This is a genomic window from Bacteroides sp. LFL-34 (genome assembly GCF_027257075.1).
Classification (GTDB): Bacteria; Bacteroidota; Bacteroidia; order Bacteroidales; family Bacteroidaceae; genus Bacteroides; species Bacteroides ovatus.
Map to the genome: position 1 here is coordinate 19,116 of NZ_JAPQKZ010000025.1, position 25,886 is coordinate 45,001.

General features: G+C 41.5%; 19 protein-coding genes. 10 read left to right on the forward strand and 9 right to left on the reverse strand.

Annotation, left to right across the window (positions count from 1 at the left end):
* Positions 1-137 precede the first annotated feature (137 nt).
* From N5O98_RS15560 to N5O98_RS15605, 10 genes are all read left to right on the forward strand, one after another.
* Positions 138-1,397: a carboxypeptidase-like regulatory domain-containing protein gene (locus N5O98_RS15560; protein WP_004312490.1), complete on the forward strand. Its 1,260-nt coding sequence runs from the start codon at positions 138-140 to the stop codon at positions 1,395-1,397.
* Positions 1,398-1,447: 50 nt separating this feature from the next.
* The gene (locus tag N5O98_RS15565; RefSeq protein ID WP_004305689.1) at positions 1,448-1,999 is read left to right on the forward strand and encodes an RNA polymerase sigma-70 factor; all 552 of its coding nucleotides are present in this window, start codon (positions 1,448-1,450) and stop codon (positions 1,997-1,999) included.
* A complete protein-coding gene (locus N5O98_RS15570) occupies positions 1,999-2,853 on the forward strand; it encodes a FecR family protein (RefSeq protein ID WP_022199054.1) in 855 nt (284 codons plus the stop codon). Before N5O98_RS15565 ends, N5O98_RS15570 begins: the two co-directional genes overlap by 1 nt.
* A gap of 21 nt (positions 2,854-2,874) precedes the next feature.
* Complete coding sequence (locus tag N5O98_RS15575) at positions 2,875-4,419, forward strand: carboxypeptidase-like regulatory domain-containing protein (protein ID WP_022199055.1); 1,545 nt, start codon at positions 2,875-2,877, stop codon at positions 4,417-4,419.
* A gap of 61 nt (positions 4,420-4,480) precedes the next feature.
* Positions 4,481-4,657, forward strand: coding sequence for a DUF4250 domain-containing protein (locus N5O98_RS15580; RefSeq protein ID WP_004302174.1), 177 nt, complete (start codon positions 4,481-4,483; stop codon positions 4,655-4,657).
* Between the two features lie 199 nt (positions 4,658-4,856).
* Positions 4,857-5,396, forward strand: coding sequence for an RNA polymerase sigma factor (locus N5O98_RS15585; protein ID WP_118161236.1), 540 nt, complete (start codon positions 4,857-4,859; stop codon positions 5,394-5,396).
* A gap of 4 nt (positions 5,397-5,400) precedes the next feature.
* Complete coding sequence (locus N5O98_RS15590; RefSeq protein WP_022199057.1) at positions 5,401-5,745, forward strand: hypothetical protein; 345 nt, start codon at positions 5,401-5,403, stop codon at positions 5,743-5,745.
* Positions 5,746-5,778: 33 nt separating this feature from the next.
* The gene (locus N5O98_RS15595; RefSeq protein WP_004305707.1) at positions 5,779-6,336 is read left to right on the forward strand and encodes a hypothetical protein; all 558 of its coding nucleotides are present in this window, start codon (positions 5,779-5,781) and stop codon (positions 6,334-6,336) included.
* A 48-nt stretch (positions 6,337-6,384) separates the two neighbouring features.
* Positions 6,385-9,135, forward strand: coding sequence for an outer membrane beta-barrel protein (locus N5O98_RS15600; protein ID WP_022199058.1), 2,751 nt, complete (start codon positions 6,385-6,387; stop codon positions 9,133-9,135).
* A 90-nt stretch (positions 9,136-9,225) separates the two neighbouring features.
* On the forward strand, positions 9,226-10,797 hold the full coding sequence (locus tag N5O98_RS15605) for a ClC family H(+)/Cl(-) exchange transporter (protein WP_022199059.1): 1,572 nt from the start codon (positions 9,226-9,228) through the stop codon (positions 10,795-10,797).
* A gap of 85 nt (positions 10,798-10,882) precedes the next feature.
* Here the strand turns inward: N5O98_RS15605 and N5O98_RS15610 are convergent, their stop codons facing one another.
* The 9 genes from N5O98_RS15610 to N5O98_RS15650 all read right to left on the reverse strand — a co-directional run bounded on the left by N5O98_RS15610 (position 10,883) and on the right by N5O98_RS15650 (position 25,821).
* Positions 10,883-12,835 carry an LruC domain-containing protein gene (locus N5O98_RS15610; protein WP_004312484.1) on the reverse strand — a complete coding sequence of 651 codons (1,953 nt, stop codon included), beginning with the start codon at positions 12,833-12,835 and terminating at the stop codon, positions 10,883-10,885.
* 187 nt (positions 12,836-13,022) lie between these two features.
* Complete coding sequence (gene nfo, locus N5O98_RS15615; protein ID WP_004312483.1) at positions 13,023-13,856, reverse strand: deoxyribonuclease IV; 834 nt, start codon at positions 13,854-13,856, stop codon at positions 13,023-13,025.
* 200 nt (positions 13,857-14,056) lie between these two features.
* The gene (locus tag N5O98_RS15620; RefSeq protein WP_004312482.1) at positions 14,057-16,681 is read right to left on the reverse strand and encodes a DUF4962 domain-containing protein; all 2,625 of its coding nucleotides are present in this window, start codon (positions 16,679-16,681) and stop codon (positions 14,057-14,059) included.
* A gap of 41 nt (positions 16,682-16,722) precedes the next feature.
* The gene (locus N5O98_RS15625) at positions 16,723-17,991 is read right to left on the reverse strand and encodes a sugar MFS transporter (RefSeq protein ID WP_004319860.1); all 1,269 of its coding nucleotides are present in this window, start codon (positions 17,989-17,991) and stop codon (positions 16,723-16,725) included.
* A complete protein-coding gene (locus N5O98_RS15630) occupies positions 17,988-18,959 on the reverse strand; it encodes an ROK family protein (protein WP_004312480.1) in 972 nt (323 codons plus the stop codon). Before N5O98_RS15630 ends, N5O98_RS15625 begins: the two co-directional genes overlap by 4 nt.
* A 42-nt stretch (positions 18,960-19,001) precedes the next feature.
* Positions 19,002-20,630, reverse strand: coding sequence for a Tat pathway signal sequence (locus tag N5O98_RS15635; protein ID WP_004312479.1), 1,629 nt, complete (start codon positions 20,628-20,630; stop codon positions 19,002-19,004).
* Between the two features lie 156 nt (positions 20,631-20,786).
* The gene (locus N5O98_RS15640; RefSeq protein ID WP_004312478.1) at positions 20,787-22,403 is read right to left on the reverse strand and encodes a sulfatase family protein; all 1,617 of its coding nucleotides are present in this window, start codon (positions 22,401-22,403) and stop codon (positions 20,787-20,789) included.
* Between the two features lie 53 nt (positions 22,404-22,456).
* Positions 22,457-24,457, reverse strand: coding sequence for a heparin-sulfate lyase HepC (gene hepC, locus N5O98_RS15645; RefSeq protein ID WP_004312476.1), 2,001 nt, complete (start codon positions 24,455-24,457; stop codon positions 22,457-22,459).
* A 59-nt stretch (positions 24,458-24,516) separates the two neighbouring features.
* Positions 24,517-25,821 carry a DUF4995 domain-containing protein gene (locus N5O98_RS15650; protein WP_004302188.1) on the reverse strand — a complete coding sequence of 435 codons (1,305 nt, stop codon included), beginning with the start codon at positions 25,819-25,821 and terminating at the stop codon, positions 24,517-24,519.
* Positions 25,822-25,886 lie beyond the last annotated feature (65 nt).

A 25,886-nucleotide genomic window follows, 5' to 3' on the forward strand; every position in this document is an offset into this window, starting at 1 on the left:
TTGTTTCTTATTAATTCTCGGATATAACATTGGAATATGATTTCTTTTTCTTTTTTTTGTAAAAGCTGTAGGGTATTTCCAGTCTGAGCGCTCTTATAAATAGAAACGTAATTTATTTACCTTTAAAAAGCATCAGTATGAAGAATGTAGAAAAACACTTGGTTGGATGGCTGTCAATTTGTTTGCTGCTTTGTAGCTTTCCTGTGTGGGCGCAAGGAGATGCCGGAGATTATCTAACAATCGTTGGTATGGTGAAAGACAAGCAAAATAAAAAAGCTCTGGAGAACGTAAATGTATCTGTGCATGGCAGTAATATCGGCACTGTGACGAATGCGGAAGGAGAATTTGCTTTGAAAATCAAAAAAACAGAAGCGCCGCGCGAACTAGAGATTTCACATATAGGTTATGTAAATAATCATATCTCTCTGGAGAAAGAAACACCCTCTAAGTTGACGGTTTGGCTGACACCTCATGCCAACCTGCTGAATGAAGTGGTGGTGTTTGCTGAAAATCCACGTATGATTGTAGAGAAGGCAATCAGTAAGATTCCTCTAAATTATAGTGATAAGCGTGATATGCTGACGGGATTTTATCGGGAGACTGTACAGAAAGGGCGTCGGTATATCGGTATATCGGAGGCTGTAATTGATGTGTCCAAAACAGCCTACACTAATAGAAATACTAATTATGACAAAGTAAGGGTGGTGAAGGGACGTCGCCTGCTTAGCCAGAAAGCGAGTGATACATTAGCTGTCAAGGTTGTTGGCGGCCCTAACTTGAGCATCACTTTGGATGTTGTGAAGAACAAGGGAGCATTACTCGATATGGAAGAATTGAATAATTATGAGTTCTGGATGGCGGAATCCATGCTTATAGATAACCGTATGCAGTATGTTATTAATTTCCGCCCGAAGGTAATCCTTATGTATGCTCTCTTGTATGGCAAATTATATATCGATCGTGAACGCTTGTCATTTACCCGTATAGAGATGAGTCTGGACATGCAGGATAAATCGAAGGCAACCACTGCCATTCTATATAAAAAGCCTCTCGGTTTAAGATTCAAGCCGCAAGAGCTGTCCTACCTGGTCACTTATAAAGATGTGGATGGAAAAACTTATCTGAATTACATTAGCAACACAATCCGTTTCAAATGTGACTGGAAGAAGAAACTGTTTTCCACAAGCTATACAGTAGCTTCCGAAATGGTCGTGACCGACAAGAGAGAAGGAATGTTGGAGACTATTCCCAACAAAGAAGCCTTCAGCTTGAATCAAATATTCTATGATAAAGTAGACGAATATTGGAGTCCGGACTTTTGGGGAAACTACAATATCATCGAACCTACGGAATCTTTGGAGCACGCAGTGGATAAATTAAAAAAGCAATCGAATTGAAACAGGGATAGTTTTCTTATATTTGAGGTCAATCATAAAGAAAAGCAAGTATGCTGGATGAACTGCTCATACTAAAAAAGATAAAGGGAGGTGACATAAAAGCGTTTGAGGAACTCTTTCGCCGTTACTATTTTCCTCTTTGCTGTTATGCGGCAGGCATTACCGGGCAAATGGAAGTGGCTGAAGAGATTGTGGAGGAACTTTTTTATGTACTTTGGAAAGAAAGGGAGCGCTTACAGATCTTTCAGTCCGTTAAAAGTTACTTGTATAGAGCGACTCGTAATCAATCTTTGCAGTATTGCGAACACGAGGAAGTTCGGAACAGATACCGTGAAACTGTATTGACTACTTCCAACCCAGAGCAGTCAACAGATCCTCATCAACAGATGGAGTATGAGGAATTGGAGAGATTCATAAATGGAACCCTTGAAAAGCTGCCGGTTCGCAGACGGAGGATTTTCGAGATGCATCGTCTGGAAGGGCGGAAATATGTCGAGATAGCGACGCAGCTTTCGCTTTCTGTTAAGACAGTAGAGGCTGAAATGACAAAAGCCCTCCGGACATTACGAGAAGAAGTAGAAATTTATATTCACATGAAGTGATGAAAACAGATATTTATAAAATAAAGACAGATCAGGCGTGGAATCGATTGTATAATCGCTTGGACAATGACCGTTTACTTGCGAAAGTGGATGAAGGCCACCATACACGCAAATATTCACAATGGATCAGGTACGGAGCAGTTGCCGCCGTTTTGATAGGCGTCATTTGGGGAACTTTGTATTGGGTGACCGGTTCTGATAAAGAACTGGTACAGCATCTTCTTACACAGGAAAATCAAGGTGTTTCCACTTTGGCAACGACTCTCGAAGACGGTTCTGTCGTACTCTTGGCAAAAGAAACTTCCCTGTTATATCCGAAACATTTTATTGCTGATAAACGGGAAGTGAGTCTACAGGGAAATGCGTTCTTTGACGTAGCAAAGAAGCAGGGACAACCCTTTTGGATTGACACGGAGCAAGCTAAGATTGAAGTGCTAGGTACTGCTTTTAGTGTGCAAAGTGATGAAAATGCTCCGTTCCGTTTATCCGTACAAAGAGGGATAGTGAAGGTTACTCTAAAAAAAGGAAATCAGGAGTGTTATGTAAAAGCGGGGGAAATGGTAGTAGTGCGATCACAACGATTAGTCGTTTTGGATACAGATAAGGAGAATGAAGAGTGGGGGAGCTTCTTTAAGCATATACGATTTAAAGATGAATCGTTAGCGAACATTCTGAAAGTCATGAATTTGAATTCGGATAGTTTGCAAATACAAGTTGTCTCACCGGCATTGGAGGAACGTCGGCTGACTGTCGAATTCTCTGACGAATCTTCTGAAGTTATAGCTAATCTGATAGCTAATGCGCTCGGTCTGCAATGTATCCGGCAAGGAGATATTCTTTTATTATCGGAATAGAACTCATTAAAGTTGGGAAAAATGAAACAGTCTTATCATTATCTGTCCGTTCTGCTGATACTCTTCTTCTTCGTCGATATGATGAGAGCGGATGGAAGTGATGTGCTGGAACGTATAGTCAGACTTCCCAAGATAAAAGGTACTGTTTATTCATTGTTGAGTGATGTCTCTCAACAGTCGGGATATATGTTTATTTATGATAGTAAAGTCATTGATAATGATGCAGTAGTGAAGATAAAGGGAGGCGAACGTTCCATTCGTCAGGCAGTGTATGACATCGTAGGAAATACCAGTCTGGAGTTTCAAGTGATGGGCACTCACATCCTGATTACTCTCCCTTCGGAGAAAAAGGTACGTGTGCAACAAGATTTTGTTCCGGAACAGATAACAAACTTTGTCATTATCGGTACTTTGCTGGATAAGGAGACAGGAATACCTATCTCTTCTGCTACTGTTGGAGTGCGAGGAACATCTATTGGCAGTATAACGAATCAGAATGGAGATTTTAAACTGTCTTTACCCGATTCTTTGAAAAATGATTCGATTACTTTTTCTCATATAGGTTATCTTTCACAGGACATAGAGTTTGCTTTGCTGATTGGACGGCACAATATACTTAGTCTCGAACCTAAAGTTGTCCCTTTGCAGGAAGTGGTGATTCGTCGAAGTGATCCAAAGAAACTTTTGCGTGAAATGATTGAGCGGCGGAATAAGAATTATTCGCATACTCCGGTATATCTGACTACTTTTTATCGTGAAGGAGTTCAGTTGAAAAACAAATTTCAAAACTTGTCGGAAGCTGTGTTTAAGGTTTATAAGACATCCTCATATTCTTCTGTACCGGATCAGGTGAAGCTGTTGAAGATGAGTCGGCTAAGTAATGTAGAAGCAAAAGACAGCTTGCTTGTAAAAGTAAAATCCGGAATTCAGGCTTGTATCCAGATGGATATCATCAAAGATATGCCCGAGTTCCTGACTCCTAGTGTAGAGAAGGGTATTTATGACTATACTTCAGAAGGAGTAACATTTTTAGAGGACCGATTTGTAAATGTGGTGCATTTTGAGCAGAAAAAGGGAATCAGCGAACCTCTTTTTTGTGGAGAGCTATTTCTTGATTCCGAGACAAGTGCTCTATTGCAAGCCCGTCTGGAAGTTCATCCTGTATATGTGAAGAATGCGGCAGGTATGTTTGTCGAAAGGCGTACGCGTAACGTGCGAATGATTTCTCAAAAGGTGGTATATACAATTTCTTATAAACCGTGGCAAGGGACTTATTACATACACCATATCCGTGGAGATCTTCATTTCAAAGTGAAACGGGTAAAAATGCTGTTCGGCAGCCGGGATCTTCATATCTGGTTTGAGATGATTACTTGCAAGGTGGATACCGAGCAAGTGGTCGTATTTCCCCGTACAGACAGATTGCCCACCCGTACCATCTTCTCTGACACCTATTTCAAATATGATGAGAACTTCTGGAGGGACTTCAACGTGATCCCATTGGAAGAGGAAATCAGTAAACTGATAGAAAAGATCTCTTTGAAGATAGAAGAAATAGGTGATTGATTTGTTTTGTCATTCAATGAGATTGCTGTACCTTTGCATCCGGTTTAAAAGATTGTATGTTATGGAATTACCAAAAGATCCGATGATGTTGTTCAGCGTCATCAATATGAAGTTACGTGATTGTTATTCTTCACTTGACGAACTTTGTGAAGATATGAATGTGGACAAGGATGAATTAGTGAATCAGTTGAAAGCCGTGGGCTTTGAATATAGTGTGGAACACAATAAGTTCTGGTAATCATTTTCTTGTTTACAACTTATAGATAAACTACTAAAAGTGCCTTCATCGCCTTTACAAAGGATATGGAGGCACTTTTTATATCTTATGCGCAGCTTCTCTCTTACTCTTTCTTGTTAATAAAAGCAAAATGCGGATTCCCGTATTTAACTTCCCCGCTCTTCTTCGTTCTAACTAATAAAGCTCAGAAAAAGAATTGATGATAAACGAGAATAAAATTCGTGAAGCTTGTGCCTCGAATCGCGAACGGGGATTCAAGATGTTGATGGACTCTTTTCAGGTACCGATATATAATTATATCCGTAGACTGGTCGTATCTCATGAAGATGCGGAGGATGTGCTTCAGGAAGTCTTTATCCGGGTGTTCCGGTATATCGATCAGTTTCGCGAAGAAAGTTCACTGTCAACCTGGATTTACCGGATTGCCACGAATGAGAGTTTACGCTTGCTGAACGGTCGTAAAGATGAGGGAGTTGTTTCTGCAGAAGATGTTCAGGAAGAGTTGATGGGCAAGTTGAAGGCTTCCGATTATATTGATTATGAAAATGAGCTGGCAGTGAAGTTTCAGGAGGCCATTCTAAGTTTGCCTGAAAAGCAACGGCTTGTATTCAACTTATGTTATTACGATGAACTTGAATATGAAGAGATTGCCCGTGTACTGGATAGCAAAGTGGATACACTAAAAGTGAATTACCACTATGCGAAAGAGAAGATTAAGGAATATATATTAAACAGATAGAATGATGAAAAAGGATTTTGATTTTGACGATATTGGTAAACGGACACCTTACCGTACCCCCGATGGATTCTTCGAGGATGTGCAACGAAAGGTGATGGAACGCGCCGGAGTGAAGCAACAGCGGAAATCTCACATGAAGCTGATTATTTCTACGGTGATTACCATGGCGGCAGTATTGATCGGATTTTTGTTTGTTCCATCTTTGAGACAAACAGATGAGGTGAAAACGTCTTCTTCGAAAGTATTAGCTAATGGTACAGAATCTGTAGATAAATGGATTAAAGAACTATCGGATGAGGAGTTGGAAGAGCTCGTCAGCTTCTCTGAAAATGATATATTTTTGAATTAAGTAACTCAATCAATTATTTTAAACGTGAAGATTATGAAGACTAAATTTATTTATGTAATTATGGCCGTCCTCCTGATGGGAAGCCAGATGACTTTGTCTGCACAGAATACGGATAACAAACAAAAAAAACAGCGTCCTACACCAGAACAAATGGTGCAGATGCAGACTAAACAAATAGTAAAAACATTGATGTTGGATGATGCAACGGCAGCTAAGTTTACTCCGGTATACGAGAAGTATCTGAAAGAATTGCGTGAATGTCGTATGATGACTCATAAGGCGAGAACAGAGAAAACTAAAGGACAAGGCACAGACGCTAAGAAAGAACGGCCGTCCATGACTGATGACGAGATTGCGACCATGTTACGGAACCAGTTTACTCAAAGCCGTAAAATGCTGGATGTTCGTGAAAAGTATTACAATGAATTCAGCAAGATACTTTCGCAGAAGCAGATTTTGAAGATTTATCAGCAGGAGAAGATGAATGCTAATAAGTTTAAGAAAGAGTTTGATCGAAGAAAAGGACAGAAACCGGGACAGGGACATCACCAGGGGCAAAGATCTCGCGCTCCACGTCCGGACCAGAAATAAATATTAGGTTTATTTTATTATAGTTTTATTTTACTAAATCAACACAATTTGAACATAGACAGCCATATTTATTCTTTTCAGTACCGTTTGATTACTTGTTATGTCTTGTTACTGATTAGTTTGACTGTTTTTGCTCAGTCCGGTAAAGAGCGTTTTTCCGGTCGTGTGATTGATACTGAAACCTATCAGCCGGTACCGTTTGCTACGGTCCGGCTTTTAGCTTTACCGGATAGTACATTGTTGGGCGGCGGCGCTACGGATGCTATCGGTAAATTTCAACTTTCCGTTTCCATTCCTAATCATGCAATTAAAGCGAAGTCTTTATTATTACAGGTGTCATATGTCGGATATAAGCAGGTTTTTCATCCCATTTCCAGCAAAAGCTCTTCTTACGAATTGGGGGATATAAATCTGACTCAGGAAAGTTATGCTTTGGATGAAGCAGTGGTAGTAGGGCAGGCTCCAATGGCGGTGACAGAGGGGGATACAACGGTATTCAACGCTTCTGCCTATCGTACTCCCGAAGGCTCAATGCTTGAAGAATTGGTAAAACAGCTTCCGGGAGGTGAAATAGATGCAGACGGTAAGTTGCTAATACATGGCAAGGAAGTAAAAAAGATTTTGGTGGACGGTAAAGAGTTTTTCTCTGATGATCCGAAAGCTGCTCTTAAAAATCTTCCTGTGGAGATGGTGGAGAAGTTAAAAGCGTATGAACGTCAATCGGATTTGGCACGTCTTACGGGAATAGATGACGGAGAGGAAGAGATGATTCTGGACTTGTCTGTGAAAAAAAATATGAAACGGGGCTGGATGGAGAATTTTATGGGAGGATATGGAAGTAAAGACCGTTATGAATTAGCCAATACCTTGAACCGTTTTCGTGAAAACTCTCAATTAACCATTATCGGGAATCTGAATAATACCAATAACCAGGGATTCTCGGAATTACAGAATGAATCTTCCAGTTCAACAGGCAATATCCGTAGCCGGATGGGACTGACTACCTCCCGCTCATTGGGGCTTAATGCGACTTATGATTGGAAGCGCGTTAAATTACGTTCAAATATTCAATATGTCGGCACCGATCGTTTGGAAGATAGCCGTACCACAGTCGACAACTTTCTCCGGGAAGATAAATCAATCAATCTGGGCACGAGTCATAGCCGACAACAGAATCACGAACTGGTAGCCAATGCTTCTCTTGAATGGAAAATGGATTCTGTTACTACATTGATTTTCCGTCCTCAATATCGTTTCTCAGCCAATGACAGAGAGAATAGTGGCTTTCAGGAAGGGTGGGGGAATGATGTCTTGTTGAATGAAAGAGAGTCCTCCGGCACCAATCATAATTCCCGGTATAATCTGACGATGATGTTGCAACTTAGCCGGAAATTGAGTCGTTTGGGGAGAAATGTTGCTTTGAAGGTAGACTATGGTACTAATGCTTCAGCTACAGACCGAAAGAGCCTTTCCACCACCCGGTACTTCAAAAATAATACGAAGAAGATTCAGAATCAGAAAATAGAGGATGATGTTGACGGCTATAATTACCGGGTGCAACTGGTGTATGTAGAACCATTGCCGTGGCGGCATTTCCTGCAACTTCGTTACAGCTATCAGTATAGAGTGAACAATTCGGATCGTTTTGTCTATGACTGGGATAAGGAACTGGAAGAGTTTGCTCCTGACTTTGATGAAGACTCTAGTAACCGTTTTGAAAATCAATACAGTAATCACTTAGTGAACCTTGCCATACGTACTTCACAAAAGAAGTATAATTATAATATTGGTGTTGATTTTGAACCTCAAAAGTCTGTTAGCCATTCATTGTTGAGTGATGCTCCCGAAGATCAGTTGGAAAGATCGGTCATGAATTTTTCGCCTACTGTCAATTTCCGCTATAAGTTTTCAAAACGCACCCGTTTGCAAATTGTGTATAGGGGAAAAGGGAAACAGCCTAATATACGTGATCTCCAACCTGTGACCGACCGTACCAACCCTTTGAATATCCGTGTCGGAAACCCTTCGTTGAAGCCTTCATATATGAATACTTTTACGCTGAATTTCAATTCTTATAATACCAAATATCAGCGAAATATGGTAGCTACCGCTTTGTTCGAGAATACCATTAACAATGTAACTAATCAGGTGACTTATGATAGTGAAACCGGTGTACGAACTACATCTCCGGTCAATATGAATGGTAATTGGCGGGCCATGGGTTCTTTTTCTCTCAATACCCCTTTTAAGAATCGTAACTGGATATTTCGTACTTACTCCTATCTGCAATATCGGAATCAGAATGGCTATACAACCTTGAATAAAGAAGAACCGGTGAAAACTTCCGTACAGCATTTAACGGGACGTGAACGTCTACGGATTACTTATCGTACCCGCCAAATGGAACTTACAGGGCTTGTTGGCCTGACTTATAACAATTCTTATAATGACGTACGGGAGAAACGTACTGAAACTTTTGATTATCAGGCAGGAACCGAATTGCAGCTTTATCTTCCCTGGGGGATGGAGTTATATAATGACCTGACTTATTTTCTTCGTACCGGATATGGTTATGAGGGTTATGCCAAAGCAAATTTCATGTGGAACTGCCAACTGTCAAAAGCCTTTTTGAAGAGGAAACAGTTACTAATCCGCTTCAAAATATATGATATTCTTCATCAGGACATTTCTATGATACGCACGATAACCGCTACTGCCATTCGTGACACTGATTATAATGCGCTAGGTTCTTACTTTATGGTGCATGCTATACTTCGTTTGAATTTGATGGGAAAATAATTAGAAATTAAATCTTCATTAGTTTGAAAACCACAGCAGGGTTTTGATTGTTGTATGTCCTACGTATAAAAACAATGTAAGGCTGGCTGAATGTTTCGACTGATAAAAATGATAAAAGATAAAGGTCGTTGGCGCATTTTTAAACTGAAGTTGATTGATGCCCGACTGTACTTTGTCAGTATCTTCGTAGGATTACTGACAGGACTTGTGGCTGTGCCTTATCATTACCTATTACAGTTTTTCTTTAATCTCCGTCACGATTTCTTTGATTCTCGTCCCAAATGGTATTGGTACATACCTCTTTTTCTTTTGATGTGGGGAATACTTGTATTCGTATCCTGGTTGGTAAAGAAAATGCCGCTTATTACCGGTGGGGGTATTCCGCAAACACGTGGAGTTATCAATGGTAGGGTTGATTATAAACATCCTTTTCTGGAATTGGTGGCAAAGTTTGTAGGTGGAATACTTGCATTAAGTACCGGATTGTCTTTGGGGCGTGAAGGTCCCTCCGTGCAAATAGGTTCGTATGTTGGATATTTGGTATCCAAATGGGGGAGGGTGCTTAGTGGTGAACGGAAACAACTATTGTCTGCCGGCGCCGGTGCCGGGTTAGCTGCTGCTTTTGCTGCCCCATTGGCTTCATCATTGTTGGTGATCGAATCTATCGAGCGGTTCGATGCACCTAAAACAGCTATTACCACTCTTTTGGCAGGAGTAGTGGCAGGTGGAGTTGCCAGTTGGATTTTCCCGATCAATCCTTATTTTCATATTGATGCTATTGTACCGGAGATGACTTTCTGGGGGCAAGTGAAATTGTTTCTTTTGCTGGCAGCAGTGGTTTCTGTCTTTGGAAAGTTCTTTTCTGTCACCACTCTTCAGGTGAAACGTATTTACCCTGCTATTAAGCATCCGGAATACGTGAAGATGTTGTATTTGCTTTTTATCGCTTTTCTGATTTCTATGGCCGAGTTTAATCTGACCGGAGGAGGGGAACAGTTCTTGTTATCACAAGCTATGCATCCGGACACGCATATTCTCTGGATTGTCGGCATGATGTTGTTGCATTTTGTTTTTAGCACTTTTTCTTTTTCTTCGGGTTTACCGGGAGGAAGTTTTATCCCGACGCTGGTGACGGGAGGACTTCTTGGACAAATAGTGGGATTAATTATGGTTCAACAGGGTGTTATTGCTTATGAGAATATTAGTTATATCATGTTGATTTGTATGTCTGCATTCCTTGTTGCAGTAATCCGTACCCCTTTGACAGCTATTGTACTAATAACCGAGATTACGGGGCATTTGGAAGTCTTTTATCCTTCTATTGTTGTAGGAGGATTAACTTATTATTTTACGGAAATGCTTCAAATCAAACCGTTCAATGTTATTTTGTATGACGATATGATTCATTCGCCTGCATTTAAGGAAGAACCGCGTTACACATTGTCTGTAGAAATAATGAGCGGCTCTTATTTAGACGGGAAAATAGTAGATGAACTTCGTTTACCGGAGCGTTGTGTGATAATTAATGTTCATCGTGACCGGAAGAATTTGCCTCCTAAAGGGCAGATATTAATGCCCGGCGATCAGGTGCAAATAGAGATGGATTCGCAGGATATAGAGAAACTGTATGAACCTTTAGTCAGTATGGCGAATATTTATTAATTGTCTGACTCTTATCCTTTGATATATACAAGAATAGCTGAAAGAATCTCTCTTTCAGCTATTCTTGTATTAGTATATTAAGTATTTATTTTTTCTTATACCAATCGGAGTTTGTACCATATTTAGCCCAATCTATAAATTTAGGATAGATTTCATTGATAGGCTTTTTCTCATTTTTATTGAAATTCTTTAATTCTGCAATATCATCAGCGTTGGCATTTGCCAAATAGAATGCAAAAGGATAAATATTCTCTTGATTAGATACATAATAAATACCTTCATTGGGCTTGGAACGGTCATCGTTTTGTCCAAAGAAAGAAGTGTCGACTTTGGAAGTCGGTTTTTGCATTGGGCAATGAATTTCCAAGCGATTACCTTCTTTGCTGGGACGATAAATGAATGCGTCGATTGATGTTTCCTGTTTTTTATTTGAATTTTTATCTCCGTATTTGAACGTTACCTTATATTCGGCATTCGGGTTTGTTTTGACATTATCAGTCAATATGATTGCATTACTTTCACGGGTAAATTTATCAGTTCCCGAAGCTACAGTGAACCCTTTTTCACCTTCTTTCTTAATTAAGTATTCGGTTGACTGTGCATTTCCTGCATTTGAAAGGGTGAAACCTAATCCGTTAGTGAATACTGTATACTTATTATATAAAGTTTTAAACGTAAATGACTCGCTTAAGATTTCATTGTATATATTGAAAACTTTTTGATAAGTATACTGAACCAATACGTCATTCATGTCATAATCACCAGCTTTAGGCCATTCATCTTCAAATGCGTATACACCGGTTTTTTCGATGGTTGTATTCAAGTCTTCATCTACAGGAGGAACATTGGTTATTTCAGGATTAGCTTTTAATGAGAACACAACATCTGTAAAGTTTTGGTCGTCCATGAAATCTTCAAAAGCAATAGCAATGTTGTTGTTTTTATCTCTAAACATAGCTGTACGTACATCTATACCGCTATTAACTTTTGTGCTGAATCCTTTTGTGGAGCAAGCATAAAATCCATAGGTTAGAGTATGGCTATTGAAACCTGTAAAATAAGTGTTCCATGCGTTGCATGCGAGAACAAAACCGATACTATATCCTTTGGGAAAGTTCGTCCCCTCCGGGTGTTCAGGATCATCAAAATATTTTAGTTGTACAGCTGTACCTTCTTCTATACCTTGAGGAGAAGCTTTGAGGCTCCCGTTATTCCACGTCATTTGGGTATTGGGGAATATAGCATATACCTTTACGTCTTTCAGGCTAGTAGGAAGCTGATCAGCTCGGTAATAGTAGTAGCCTAATGAGCTGTTCCAACATGTCCAACCTTTCAATGCTGTTAATACTACGGCTGTTTCATCTTTCTCTACATATAAATCTGCTTGAGTACGATAATCTTCAGGACAATCTTTAAAAGTATTCAATACTTTATTTACAGTAGTACGTAATTCATTCATTTCAGATTTACTCAATGTGAGTTTAGGGTCCTTACCTTTATAAGCGTAATAAATGACTCCACTGTACTCATCGTATTTACCTAGATTCGTCTTCCATCCTAGATTATCAAATCTATTCTCATCAAATTTTGTGGATTCTCTGTAGGATGCTCTAGTCGTAGGTTGCTCATCTGTGTCTGATACTTTCAAAACACCATTAACAATTTTCCCAGGTATTGCTCGTCTGGCGAAAGGTGATGTAGAAACGATATATACATCAGATACATAAGCTGGCAAATCAACCGTTGCGGTAAATTTACCTTGTTCGTCTGTCCATGCACCGTCTAATGCCTGAACATTTTCTTTTAAGGCAATAGTGTTTTCACCTTCAATTAATGGATTTCCATCATAAATGGAGAAAGGGACTCTTGATTCAGAATCGGAATAGTCAATTTCTACTTGTACTTTTTGTACGGTAGAGAAACTAGAGGGATTAGTACCAGTTCCTGGATCTTCCTGGTATAAGTCTTTGTCACTGTCTACACAACTGCTTACACCCATTGCAATAATCATTGTACATGCTAACCAAAACTTCTTCATATGCGTTGTTTTTTGTTTATGCGATAATTTAAGTCTGTTTTGTGTTTTAAAATAAACCCGTAAGTTCTTTGGAGGTCAAAGGCTTACGGGCACAAAGATATATATATTATTCAACACAATCATCGAAAAGTTGAATAATTTTTCGAAAATGTATTCTATAACTTGTATTTTTTATTCTTTTGTCTCATTATTCCATACTTCTTAGCCATGTAATTTCTTCTTTCCATTTACTTTCATCCGGAGTTTCGAGTATCAACGGTATATTATCAAATCTGGAATCTTGCATTAATCTTTCAAAAAAAGCTTTGCCAATCAATCCTTTACCAATGCTGTCGTGGCGGTCAACATGGGTGCCTAATGCTTTTTTAGAATCATTCAAGTGCATACCACGGAGGTAGTTGAATCCGACTTCTTTATCAAATTCATCAAATACTTTATCATATTCATTGACAATATCGTAACCAGCGGTATAGGTATGGCAGGTATCGAGACAAACACCTACCCGGTTCTTATCGTTTACCCGATCAATGATATATTTCAATTGCCAGAATTCGCTTCCTAAATTACTGCCTTGCCCGGCTGTGTTTTCAATAACAGCTGTTACTCCTTTTGTTTTTTCTAAAGCGAGATTAATGCTTTCTGCAATAAGCGACAGGCAATCTTCTGTTGATATTTTATTGAGAGAGCTACCGGGGTGGAAATTTAAAAGCTTCAATCCAAGTTGCTCACAACGTTGCATTTCATCCAGAAAAGCGGCACGACTTTTTTGAAGTCCCTCTTCCTCCGGATGCCCCAGATTGATAAGGTAACTGTCATGTGGAAGGATATATTCCGGTTGGAAAACATATTTCTCACAATTCTCTTTGAAGAGACTGATACTTTCTTCTGTTAGAGGTTTACTTACCCATTGACGTTGATTCTTGGTGAATAACGCAAAAGCATTTGCTCCTATTTCGTGCGCATTAATGGGTGCGAACTCTACGCCACCAGAGGCGCTAACATGTGCTCCGATATATTTCATTGTTCTTTCTTAATTTATTTTACTCTGCAAATATAACGTTTTTAAAGGAGTATATGTTTGTAGAGAGAACTCTTCTTGGTTACAATTCATAGGATCATGTACTTTATACTCTGTTCTTTATCTTTTATTCTCTATAAAAAATATCCCGTTATTCAATTTTCTATAAATTGAATAACGGGACAGTTTTTTGGGGGGAGAGATTAAATCTCAAAATCCGGTAAATAGTCTGTCAGGACTTTATTAACCTGTTTCCCTTTTACCTGATCTGTTACCGTCGTTGCACCTTCCTTTTTACCGGCATCGTAGTTTAAGGAAACTTTCTCCACTTTATTACTAACGTGAATAGCGGCTTTTCCTTTTTCCGTAAGGTTGCAAGTGATAGTCCAGTCACCTACTTGAATGATATTGCCTTTGCGAACTACCTGCATATCCGGACGGTTGTCTCCATGTGTATCCATCACAGTCAGGAAACGGGCGGTTTTGCAAGGAACAGTTGTAGAAGAGAAATGCCAGTGATTAGGATATTTCACTGCTTTTCCTTGTGCATTCGTCACATTTTTCCAGTTGGTCGGAGCACAGAAGAAAGTATCTACCATTGCCTGTTCCGTTTTTGCCGAACTGAAAAGATGGGCAACAGAGATACCGCCAGCTTTATTCCTTCCGGTTACTTTCACCTCATCGGTCAGTTCCTGTATTTCCATCGGTAATTCTACAGTATGTAAAAGGTAACTCCATGTAACAGCCTCCTTTCCTTCCAGTTCATCATAAATCACGAAAACTCCGGTACTTCCCAGTTGGATGATATGACGGCGGAACATATTCAGTTTGTTCTCATCCCATCCTTTTTCAGGCGTATATTGCGTACCGGATAGTTCTCCACGTTTCAGCCATAGGGGAGAAGTCACTTTACCATAAGCATTGGAAGCATCTCCTACCATATAAGCGATTTTTTCTCCTTCATACCAACGCGGAATCCAGCCATATCCTTCCGTTCCAATCTTTTGAGTCATTCCATTTACCAAAATGCTGTTGTGTGCACGGGTGTTACGGTAAGAATACATACAATGATCGTCCGTAAAACCTGTACGATGTCCGCTGCTGTAAAAAATGGCTTTACCTCCATAGAATGTATTAAAAGCATTCTGATTGGCCAGTGCATGGGAAGTGGAACCATAAGAACTGGAGCGGAACGATAACATGGCATTCTTATCTATATCTCCCAAAGAGGTATTCATCGTACCGATTCCCGTTTCATTGAATACTTTCGCCATGGGTAGTTCGGCAAGAGTATGTCCTTCTTTGGGGAGAACTTTCTTGGTTGTACAACGATACCAGGTCAAGTCTCCAGATTTTCCGAGGAAAGTTTTTTCCATGATATCCGGTTCCTTTTGCAGAATGGTACGTACATAAGCAGCCGCCCACGGATTATTACATTCACGTGCCAAGGCATCCGCATAACCTACTCGTGTACCGTTCGGCTTCATTTTGCTTTCATGTGAATTGCCTTGTCCTGCAGATTTTGAGAATGGAGGCTGCTGGTAGATGACGTAAAATGCATTGTTGTTATACCACGGATCGGCGAAGAAATCGAATCCGCTGATACGGGAGTAGAAAGCGGGAACTTCAATCAATGTGCGAAGATTGACCTGGAAATAAGAATCACCATTGTGCCATCCTCCATCCGCGTTGAGGCCCGGCAGACGGGATACCCATTCATTGTAGCAATAATCCACCCAGGTGGAAGCCATCGGGAGTTCGCCATACGTAGCAAATGCCGCCATATTCAAGATACGGAAAGTCATTTGCCAGACATGATTATCAGCAATGCGGTTTTCCAAGTGATTGACATATTCATGATAGAACTTCTTTCCATTGTCACGAATCGTTCTTAGGAGTAGTTTTCTCTCATTCGGAGTCAACAGATTGTACCATGCATCATACGCTGAAGTGCTCATGGACAGAATAGTAGAACGATTGAAATCTCCAGCAAAGTACTTACTTTTTTTCCAGGAAAGAATTTCGGAAAGACGCTTAATGCCTTCTTTGTAGTATACCTCATCTTTCGTTAGCAGGTAAGCGCGTACCATGGCTTCGATATTTGCTTCTTCACGGTCTACAATCTTACGACTTTCCCGAATCAGGGCAGAACGATATTGAACAATATTTGTCAACTTGACAACCTGGGTTGTATCAATTTCTTCTTCCAGATGTTTCAGCGGGTGGTTCAGGCATTTATCGGCTTTTCGGATATAAGCCTGTGCCTCCGGATTGTTTTTATTCCGTTCGATGATATTATCCCAATCTTCGGCATCAAGCAAGATGCGGGGATGAGTCTTGGGCAATTTGGTTAATACTTCCTGTAGAGAAGGAGGGTTGAATGTACGTATGTGTTCGTCTATATAAAAATGATAAACAGGTGACCATTCTTCTTTTCCTTCTTTGTTAACGTAGGCATGTTGCCAATACCATTTCCCTTTTTCAAAGAGTTTGAATGGGTTGAAAAATGCCCATTTTCTTTCGGCGGTAATCACTTCCGATTTAAATTCGGGGTCGCGTGCAATACGGATGCGGTAGGTTACTTCGGGTTTGTAGTCCTCTTCTTCAACTCCGTCCAATACAGCACCGAGGTGCGGGAACTTATCCGGCCACATAAAACGTGGGGGATTGACAGTAATATGCTGTCCGTTCAGGGGCGAAGGCGTTTCGCGGACCTCGTGCATCAATGTCTGTTGAGTCAGACGCATGATTCCTTTTTGCGCATACCCATTGGTGGATAGCAGAATACCGAGCAAAAGAGAAAATATAGACGTTCGTTGTTTCATCATCTTATTTTAATATTTATTATTCATCATGTATCATTCAGCGTTTATCGCTGTTTGAACAATTCTTTCAGACGGATGGTCTTGTTATTAATTAGTGGACGTGCCCAAAAACCGATAAAGGTTATGTAGCCTACGAAAACCAAGATAAATAACATTCCTGTGCGGAGCGATGTAGCATCTGCCAGTGTACTCACAATCATCGGACCACCCGCACCACCTACTATTGCAGAACATAGAATACCCGCAAAGGAGCCGTGATGTTGTGAGGCGGAGTTCAGTGCCAATGAGAATACGATGGAATACATCATTGAGATGCTGAATCCGACAGCGGGAAAGGCAATGATAGATACTTCTTTGCTTCCGAACAAAGCAGATAATAGTAGGATGATGGTCAATATTCCGGAGATTTGTAACAACCGTTTGCTGTCAATCAGCTTGAGTAGAATCATACCTACCAGACAACCGGCTGTCATCAGCCCCCAGAAGTAGCTTACAGCTTGTGCACCTTCAGTTTGCGGATTTACTCCATGATATTGTTCGAGGAATGTACTCATAAAAATAGAAGTTCCCTGTTCCGTACTTACATAACAGAAGATTCCCAAGAAAAACAACCATACATATTTCTGTTTAAACAAAGCGAGGTATGAATCTTTTGACCCGCTTTTTTCATCTTCTTTCAGTTCGATCTTGGGAAAGCGGGAGACACCGACGGCAATCAGCATTACTAATAATAGGATGGTGAATACCCAGTAAAGAGATACCCACGGCATTTCCCGTGGAGTGACATCGGCCAACAGGTCGATAAAGAAACCTTTACCTGCTGTATATGTTGCCGGATCAAGTTCACGAATCAGATAAGTATATACCAGAGGACTTAGGAAAGAAGCAATGCCAAACATGAACTGTGCCAGTTCGGCGATAAATGCATAGTTTTCTTCTCCTCCTACGGTACGTTGGAGCGGATTCAATACCGTTTGTAACATGGCCATTCCCAGTCCGATGATGAAAGAAGAAGCCAATAACATCGGATACGTGTGCATGCAGGCAAATAAGATGGTGCCGATGAACGGCATCAGAAATCCACCGAATAATACCGGCTTTTCACCGAAACGGTCGATGAGCAATCCGGCAGGGATAGACATGATAGCATAGGCCAGGAAAAAAGAGGTCGGGATAAATCCCGCCATTGCCAGGTCACTTAGATTGAAGTTGTGGATAATGTCCGGAATGAGTGGTCCCAGAATATTAGTAATAAAAGAGATGGTGAACCAAAACGCCATAATCAGCGTCAGCATTCCTAAATTCTTTTTCATAATTTAATCAGGTTTGGAGCAGATAATTGAGTAAATACAAGTGACGCAGCTCCAATACTTCCAGCCTTGTTTCCAAGAGCGGCAGCTATGATTTGGGTATTCACGGCACAGTCGGGGATGGCATAACTACGCGCTTTTTCGCTTACTTTCTGAATGTAAAAATCTCCGGCTTCGGAGAGTCCTCCGCCGATCACAATCTTTTGAGGACTAAAGATATTGATAAAGCCTGCAATTCCATGTCCTAAAAAGTCACAGTGTTCTTCCAGTGATACTTTTGCAATCTGATCCCCTTGTTTGTAAAGGCGGACAATCAATTCTCCGTTAATCTCCTCATTCGGGTAGGAGATACCTGCGTCTGCTATTCGTTGACTGAAGCGGCGTACCAAAGCGGAAGTGGAAGCATAGTGTTCCAGGCAGCCGACAGAACCGCAAGCACAAGGTTCACCATTGGCAATGAGAGGTACGTGTCCCAGTTCCGTTCCCCGGTTGGCATAACCGTTGAACAATTTGCCGTCGATGACTACTGCACCGCCAATACCCGTTCCTACTGTCAGGAAGACAACATGAGTAGCTCCCTGACCGGCCCCATACATTGTTTCTCCCAGTCCCATTAGATTGGCATCATTTCCCAATAAAGCAGAAAGTCCGGTTTCTGTTTCAATGTGGTCTGCCAAGTGAATGTTTTCCCAACCGTTGATGTTTTCCGCACCTCCTAAAACAACACGGTTCGTACAATCTACGATACCCGGTGTTCCGATTCCTATACCATCAATTTTGTAGCCTTTTTCTTGTGCAAAGGCTTTCGCTTCATTGATAGCAGTAACCAACTGTCCGATGACAGCTTCTGCTGATTCATCGGCTTTCGACGGTAACTTTCCTTGAAAGTAAAATACGCCTTCATTATCAATAAGGGCGTATTTTACTGAAGTTCCGCCAAGGTCAATTCCTATAGCGTATTCTTTTTCCATTTCTATTTAAGTACTAGATTATTCATTGCTTTTACTGTTTAACTACACTCTTTCCGCCCAAATCGGTGAACTCCAAGCCCATTGTCCGTCACGTTGGCGAACGCGTACATAGTAGTAATCCGTATCACGTTGCGGGTCTTTATCTTCCATGTAGTGTTCCAGAGTGAAACAGCTTTCCGGCATAGCACGATTGAAAAGGATCGCCTCGCTCAACCAACCGATCATGAAGTGTGAACGTGAACCTTCGAGCAACTCGCCCAACGTATGTTCAAACTTCTTGCCATTGAATTCGGCAATGATCTTACCGTCTTTGGGCATTTCCACATCCAGAATGACGGCTTGCATGGCTGCTGTAGTCGTATTCGGATTTTTGCTGCTATACATATCCAGTTCGGTTTCCTTGTTGCCAACGGATACGATACGGTTGACATGCGTGTGGAATTCAGTTTCACCTTCTTGCGGAGAAGTGAACGCTGCGCCACGGAAACAAGGAGTTACACTATGGATCTGTCCTTTGTCCACGGACAGTTTACCCTGCCAATGTACGTATTTCTCTTCACGATTCCAACCAAAATCAACTTTAACTTTGCAACGTACCGTATCACCTTCCGGGGCAATCGGAGTCAGCGGGCCATTCATGCGAGCTAAAATCTGTCCGTTCTTGACAATATCTACATAGTCGATACAGCTTTCACCTGTAACGTTCAGATAGATACGGCGGCTGTTACCGCGAACCACGTCACCCATGAAAGCGTCGTTGAGGCGGAAGTCGATAATAATTTTATCACCGGTTGCGGCACATACATGGCGGGTGCGGAGAGCTTCCCAAATAGCGTCGCGAGTCAATGACGGAGCCATGACACCGATACGACCGTCGCCATAGCTTCCCGGATAACCGGAATGTTGATCGGTAGAAGCCATGATACCGAATTTGTTGCCTAATTCAAGACCATATTGAATGGTTCCTTCCCATTGGCGCGGACCCATATCGTGTAGATAAGGATAATCTCCCTGATCGCTTTCTGCCAGACCATGACGGGAATACATTTCTACGAATGGGGTAATATCTCCTTCGGTAAAGCATTTCCAGTTGTAACCGCGATAGCCGCCCTGGTAACCCATGTGATGTGGAGTAATAAATACTTTGTGTCCTTTTGCCTTCTGTTTCCAGTCTTCGATAGAAGTACATTCTACAAGCGGTGCGTCAAGATCATAATTCAATGCAACATGGTCACCATGTTCCATACTGTGGGCCTCGTATCCGACAAAAGTAAGGAACTCACCTTCTTTATTATATTCATTCGTCATTTTTACGTACTTCTCATAACCGCCTTCACGCAAACGTTTGAAAGCTCCTGTGTGATAATCAATCACCCATTTCAGGCGGGGATCATCTGCTCCGGGAATATCCGGCCACATAGCATGAGGAGTGACACTGACAAAATCTAATTGTCCTTTCGCTGCTTCAAAAGCGTCGCGCATGTCGCCGTGTCCGTATGTGATGTTGCAATGGTTATGTAAGTCGCCCCAGTACATTTTGAGGTTACTGGCTGACGGCATAATCTTTTTTGCTTCTTTGCTTCCAGCTGCGCAAGAACCCAGCAAACTGCCTGAAGCTGCCAATCCGAGGAAAGACCAGCCTGTGTTTTTTAAAAACTTTCTTCTATCCATGGTTTTATCTAATTTATTCGGTTATTAGGCACGGATTACACGGATTTCACGGTTTTTAGAATGATGATGGGTAAAGCAACAGCGTTCATCCGTGTAATCCGTGCCTAATTTTATTATATAACTAACTATAAAGCATATTGGGGACACCTTGCCCTCTTAGCGGTTTTGCATTTGCCGGCGATCACCTTTAAAGAGGACTTTTTCCTTTTCATCCGGGTCAGTATCTTTGTACTGTTTTTGAGTGTCCTGAAGTAGCTCCATCAGTTCTTTTTGTACTTTAGCATACTCCGGTTTGCCGAAGACGCTGTTCATTTCTCTCGGATCAGCTTTCATGTCATACATTTCCCATTCGTCAATATCGTTGTAGAAATGAATCAGTTTGAAATCTTGTGTACGGATACCATAGTGACGTTTTACAGAGTGTTCTGCAGGGTACTCGTAATAATGGTAATAAGCAGCTTTACGCCAGTCGGCCGGGGTTTTGCCTTCGTTGACCAATATCGGTTTCAAAGAAGCTCCTTGAATATCTGACGGGATATCTACTCCGGCAAAGTCGAGGAAGGTAGGAGCAAAGTCTACATTCATGCTGATTGCATTACTGGTACTTCCTGCTTTGATTGCTTTCGGGTAACGGATGATAAGAGGCATGCGCTGACATTCTTCATACATGAAGCGTTTGTCAAACCAGCCATGTTCGCCAAGGAAGAAACCCTGGTCGGAGGTGTAGACAATGATTGTATTGTCCAGTTCACCAATCTTTTCGAGATAATTCAGTAGTCGGCCGATATTTTCGTCTACTGCCAGAACCGTAGCCAGATAATCGCGCATATATTGTTGATATTTCCAGCTGATTAAAGATTTGCCTTTCAAGTCACCTTTGCGGTATTCGGCAATGCGCCCGGCGTATACAGAATCCCATTTATCCTGAACTTCAATAGGCATACGTTTATATACACTATAAAGACGGTTGGTTGTATCTTTCAGCATCTCTTCACGAGTCATCAATTTGAGATCCCAGTCGTTTGTCAACGTGTGCTCGATAGACATATCCTGCTCGCGAGCAGCTCTTCCACGACCTTCGTAGTCGTCGAACAGATTAGCCGGTTCTGGGAAAGTTGTATTATTGAATATGCCTAAATGACGGGGAGCGGGCATCCAGTTACGGTGTGGGGCTTTCTGGTGATACATCATGCAGAACGGTTTGTTCTTGTCCCGTCCTTCAAGGAATTTAATTGCTTTGTCGGTAATAATATCCGTAGCATATCCTTTTTCTACGATATGTTTTCCGTCTTCCCAGAAATCAGGATCGTAATAGTCACCTTGCTCATGTTGGCCGCTAAGGATACTCCAATGGTCGAAACCTTGCGGTTCGCTGATGAGATGCCATTTGCCAATCATGGCAGTCTGGTATCCGGCTTGCTGAAGAAGTTTGGGGAATGTCTGCTGATCGCCGTTGAATGTACTTGCATTATCGGTAAAACCATTCTCGTGACTGAACTTGCCGGTGAGGATGCAAGCGCGTGAAGGTCCCGAAAGAGCATTGACAGCGTAACAATTATCAAAGCGAATACCTTCATTGGCAATCCGGTCCATATTAGGAGTTTGGATCAGATTTCCTCCATAACAGGACATTGCTTGAGTGGTGTGATCATCCGTCATCATGAAGATGATGTTCGGCTGTCTGACTTCTTCTTTCTTTTGGCTGTTGCAAGAAACGAGGCTTAGTGCTGCCAATGGGAGGAGTAGGGTAGAGGAGGTGTAATAGTTTTCCATAATGATAAGAAGCCTCTCCCAAGAAAAGGGGCAGGGAGAGGCTTTGAGGCTTTTTATAGTTTGTATTTTAATGACTGTTTCTTTCCGTTTACTTTCACTTCTACTTCCAGACCGTTTTCATCGAACGCTTTGTTCTTGAATTTAGCGTCAAATTTAGGGGCATCTGCGCTTTTCTTAACCGGGTAGATAACAGTGATGTAACGTACAGCTTCTTCGCCGTCTTTTCTCACGTTGAACGATACATTCATACGTTTGTAGCGTTTGCGATAAGCTGTTGAACACCATCCTGGTTCTTTTTTCATACTCATGCCAGCAGGGCCAAAGCATTGCAGTTTCATATTGCTTCCATCCTCAAACTGTGTCAGGAACGTCATGTCTTCGCGGCTGTTGGCAATTTCTCCTTTCGGCATCTGATAGTGAAGATTGATAGAACCTTTACCGCTACCTGCCATTTCATCTACAATGACAAAGTAAGTGTTATCAACGAAGAAAACAGAACGACGGTGTTTCAGATTCTTGTAACTCGGATTTTCAGTCACTAAAGTCTGGATAGCACCTTCCGGTTGCCATAACTTAGTAACAGATTCTGTTGTCTCGAGATTTTTGTTGTCCAAGGTTACTGTGTTGTGAACACAAGTCTGACGGTGCCAGTTGCGTTGTTCCATTACTTCGCCTTCACCGGCGTATACATACGAACCTGAATCCGGGAACAAATTCTTGCCGTTGAACCAAAGTTCAAATGTACCATTATCCGGCTGACAGTGCCAAAAAGCTTTCGGACCTGCCTTTACTACCATTTGGGTAGCATCCATTCCCCATGAATTACGGAATACAAAGAAGCCTGATTTCAGGAAACCTTTAGACATATAATCCGGCAATGCACCTTCTTTTCCTTCTGTGGCAAAGTATTTGATTGCCTGGTTCTTTGGGAACAGTTTGCTCCATGCTTTGTAGTTTTTCACCATTTCTTTCTTTGTTGTCAACTTGGCATCGCTGAAACATGGATTGGTGTAATCAGGGAAAGAAATGTTTGCGTAGAACATAATCATGCTTTCGATTGTATCCAGATAATCTTGAGGGAATTCCTTACGGAATCCGTTGGCATCTGCGATACCTAAAGCTTTACAGAAAATGTTAATAGCTGCCAGATGATAATGTGGGTCAAGTTCGAACTGTCCGCCATCTTCGTATACCTGTACGTGGATTTCACGGTTCAGAATGTCGATACCACTTTTTCTCCAAGCCGGAGCATCTTTGAATTCAGGGAAAAAGGCACCTGCATAAATCATGCGTTGAGCTTCAAACAGTAAATGGTTGCCTTGATCCGAGTAATTAGCAAGGATATGTACAGCATGTTTGTAATAGTTCACCAGGAATTCTGTCAGGAAGTCCGGAGTGAAAGAAGGGGAGGGAAGGAATAACTGGAACTGTGAAGTCTGGTCTTGCAGACGATTACTAACTTCCAGCGGGCGCCATGCAAAACGTACGTTTTCTACTTCGCCTTTGATTTTTCCATCACTAACCAGCTCATATTCTTTCTTGTCCATCTTCACCAACGGATTCTTTTTAATCCAGTCGATATACTGATGTGCCCATTCTTTAGCATATTTCTCGTCACCGGATATGCGATAAGCCTTTCCCATCGGAGTGAACCATTTGTGACGGTGCAACTGCCAGCGGAGCTCATTGTCTTTCACCGGCCAGTATTGCCAGTTGATGTCTTCTCCGTAGTTGTAAGAAGGCTGATAACCTTTATGTACGAAGAATGTATGTTTCAATCCGTCATCGGCCCATTGCTGTTCTTCTTTGCTGATAGTCACTTTGTTCAGATTGATATCCGGAGTTTTTACGTTGGTACGTGCACGGTAATAGTCCAGTAATGCTTTGGCAGCATCCTCATCTTTACCCTCCTGATGCAAAGCTTTTACTTTCTCCAGTCCCGGATAGTCCAGGTTAAGAAGAGAAAAGACTTCGCTTTTCAGTTCTTGGGCGTAACCCTTGCTTACGAAACATGCGATTGCAAGCAAAATGATGTACTTTAAAGTTTTATTCATGATATAATTTACGATTTTACGATTTACTATTTACGATTGAAAAGACTCTTGCTTTTGTATTATTGGATCACTCTCAACTCTCCATTCTCAACTTTCAACTTCTTCAATTCCATGAATCTCTTCAATGCTTCCAGATAATAGTAGTCAGCATAGTTCAGTGGAGTATCGATTTCAGAGCCGTTAGGCAGTGAACCGACAGAATGCATCAGAATGAAGCCCTGATTGTCACCCACTTTTGCAAGATATGCGTCGCTTGACAAACTCTTCAGAATCTTTTCCGCATAATCCAGATATTTCTGTCCGTCGGGAACCATGGTGCTTAGTTCGATCATGGCAGAAGCAGTGACAGAGGCAGCAGATACATCGCGCGGAGTTTCTTTAGTTACAGGAGCATCATAATCCCAGTAAGGAATGGCATCCTCCGTTTTTACGCGGTCCATAATCATATTGGCTATATCCTTTGCAAAGTTCAGGAAAATGCTGTCATTTGTTTCACGGAAGCAAGCGGTATATCCATATATAGCCCATGCTTGTCCGCGTGCCCATGAAGAATCATCGTTCTTTCCTTGGAAAGTTTGTTTGCTTTCCACTGTACCGTCGTTGTTATAGCTTATTACATGCCAGCAGGTATAATCCGGACGGAAGTGATTATGCATGGTGGTCATAGCATGTTTGATAGCAATGTCTTTGTATTTATTGTCACCTGTCGCTTTTGCTACATTAAACAGAAGATCGAGGTTCATCATATTGTCGATAATAACCGGGAAGTTCCATGTTCCGAAATCCCATGAACGGATAGCACCGATAGAGTCGTTGAAACGACCGCAGAGGTTATCGGCAGTTTCTCTCATCACAGCAGCGATGGTATCGTTAGGTGAAAGACGTTCTGCATTGCCATAGCTGCAGTTGACCATGAATCCCAAATCATGCGTACCTTTATAATAGCGTACCGGATTCAGAAGATTGGTATATTCGATTGCTTGAGTTTTCAGTGTATCGTTTCCTGTCAGTTCGTATGCATACCATAATGAACCGGGGAAGAAACCACTTGTCCAGTCATAAACGTTGCAGAGACGGCGTTTGCCTAGCTGGTCAGCAGTAGGTTGTGCGCGTAGCGAATCTTTGAATGTTAATGAATCTCTTTCCAACTGACGGCAAAGGAAATCCATGTCATAACCTGTACGGATGGAGCGTGGCAGCATTCCTGTACCACTAACTTCTTCAGCAGAAAGTTGTAATTGGGCGGAAGCTACATCCAGTCCTTTTTTTATCCAACTGTAGTCTTCCTTTGGAGCTGTCTGGCACGACGCGAGTGCAATACTAACCGAAGCAAAGAGAACAAGTTTCATTTTCATGTTATTCATTTTAAGTGATTGTTTTTAGAAGTTTTGTAACTGATGCAAAAGTAACCGAAAGGCAAAACTTTCCG

What these genes read in the sequence shown, in the direction of transcription:
- N5O98_RS15560 (WP_004312490.1), top strand. Translation starts at nt 138, where the DNA reads ATGAAGAATGTAGAAAAACACTTGGTTGGATGGCTGTCAATTTGTTTG.
- N5O98_RS15565 (WP_004305689.1), top strand. Translation starts at nt 1,448, where the DNA reads ATGCTGGATGAACTGCTCATACTAAAAAAGATAAAGGGAGGTGACATA.
- N5O98_RS15570 (WP_022199054.1), top strand. Translation starts at nt 1,999, where the DNA reads ATGAAAACAGATATTTATAAAATAAAGACAGATCAGGCGTGGAATCGA.
- N5O98_RS15575 (WP_022199055.1), top strand. Translation starts at nt 2,875, where the DNA reads ATGAAACAGTCTTATCATTATCTGTCCGTTCTGCTGATACTCTTCTTC.
- N5O98_RS15580 (WP_004302174.1), top strand. Translation starts at nt 4,481, where the DNA reads ATGGAATTACCAAAAGATCCGATGATGTTGTTCAGCGTCATCAATATG.
- N5O98_RS15585 (WP_118161236.1), top strand. Translation starts at nt 4,857, where the DNA reads ATGATAAACGAGAATAAAATTCGTGAAGCTTGTGCCTCGAATCGCGAA.
- N5O98_RS15590 (WP_022199057.1), top strand. Translation starts at nt 5,401, where the DNA reads ATGAAAAAGGATTTTGATTTTGACGATATTGGTAAACGGACACCTTAC.
- N5O98_RS15595 (WP_004305707.1), top strand. Translation starts at nt 5,779, where the DNA reads ATGAAGACTAAATTTATTTATGTAATTATGGCCGTCCTCCTGATGGGA.
- N5O98_RS15605 (WP_022199059.1), top strand. Translation starts at nt 9,226, where the DNA reads ATGTTTCGACTGATAAAAATGATAAAAGATAAAGGTCGTTGGCGCATT.
- N5O98_RS15610 (WP_004312484.1), bottom strand. Translation starts at nt 12,835, where the DNA reads ATGAAGAAGTTTTGGTTAGCATGTACAATGATTATTGCAATGGGTGTA.
- nfo (WP_004312483.1), bottom strand. Translation starts at nt 13,856, where the DNA reads ATGAAATATATCGGAGCACATGTTAGCGCCTCTGGTGGCGTAGAGTTC.
- N5O98_RS15620 (WP_004312482.1), bottom strand. Translation starts at nt 16,681, where the DNA reads ATGATGAAACAACGAACGTCTATATTTTCTCTTTTGCTCGGTATTCTG.
- N5O98_RS15625 (WP_004319860.1), bottom strand. Translation starts at nt 17,991, where the DNA reads ATGAAAAAGAATTTAGGAATGCTGACGCTGATTATGGCGTTTTGGTTC.
- N5O98_RS15630 (WP_004312480.1), bottom strand. Translation starts at nt 18,959, where the DNA reads ATGGAAAAAGAATACGCTATAGGAATTGACCTTGGCGGAACTTCAGTA.
- N5O98_RS15635 (WP_004312479.1), bottom strand. Translation starts at nt 20,630, where the DNA reads ATGGATAGAAGAAAGTTTTTAAAAAACACAGGCTGGTCTTTCCTCGGA.
- N5O98_RS15640 (WP_004312478.1), bottom strand. Translation starts at nt 22,403, where the DNA reads ATGGAAAACTATTACACCTCCTCTACCCTACTCCTCCCATTGGCAGCA.
- hepC (WP_004312476.1), bottom strand. Translation starts at nt 24,457, where the DNA reads ATGAATAAAACTTTAAAGTACATCATTTTGCTTGCAATCGCATGTTTC.
- N5O98_RS15650 (WP_004302188.1), bottom strand. Translation starts at nt 25,821, where the DNA reads ATGAATAACATGAAAATGAAACTTGTTCTCTTTGCTTCGGTTAGTATT.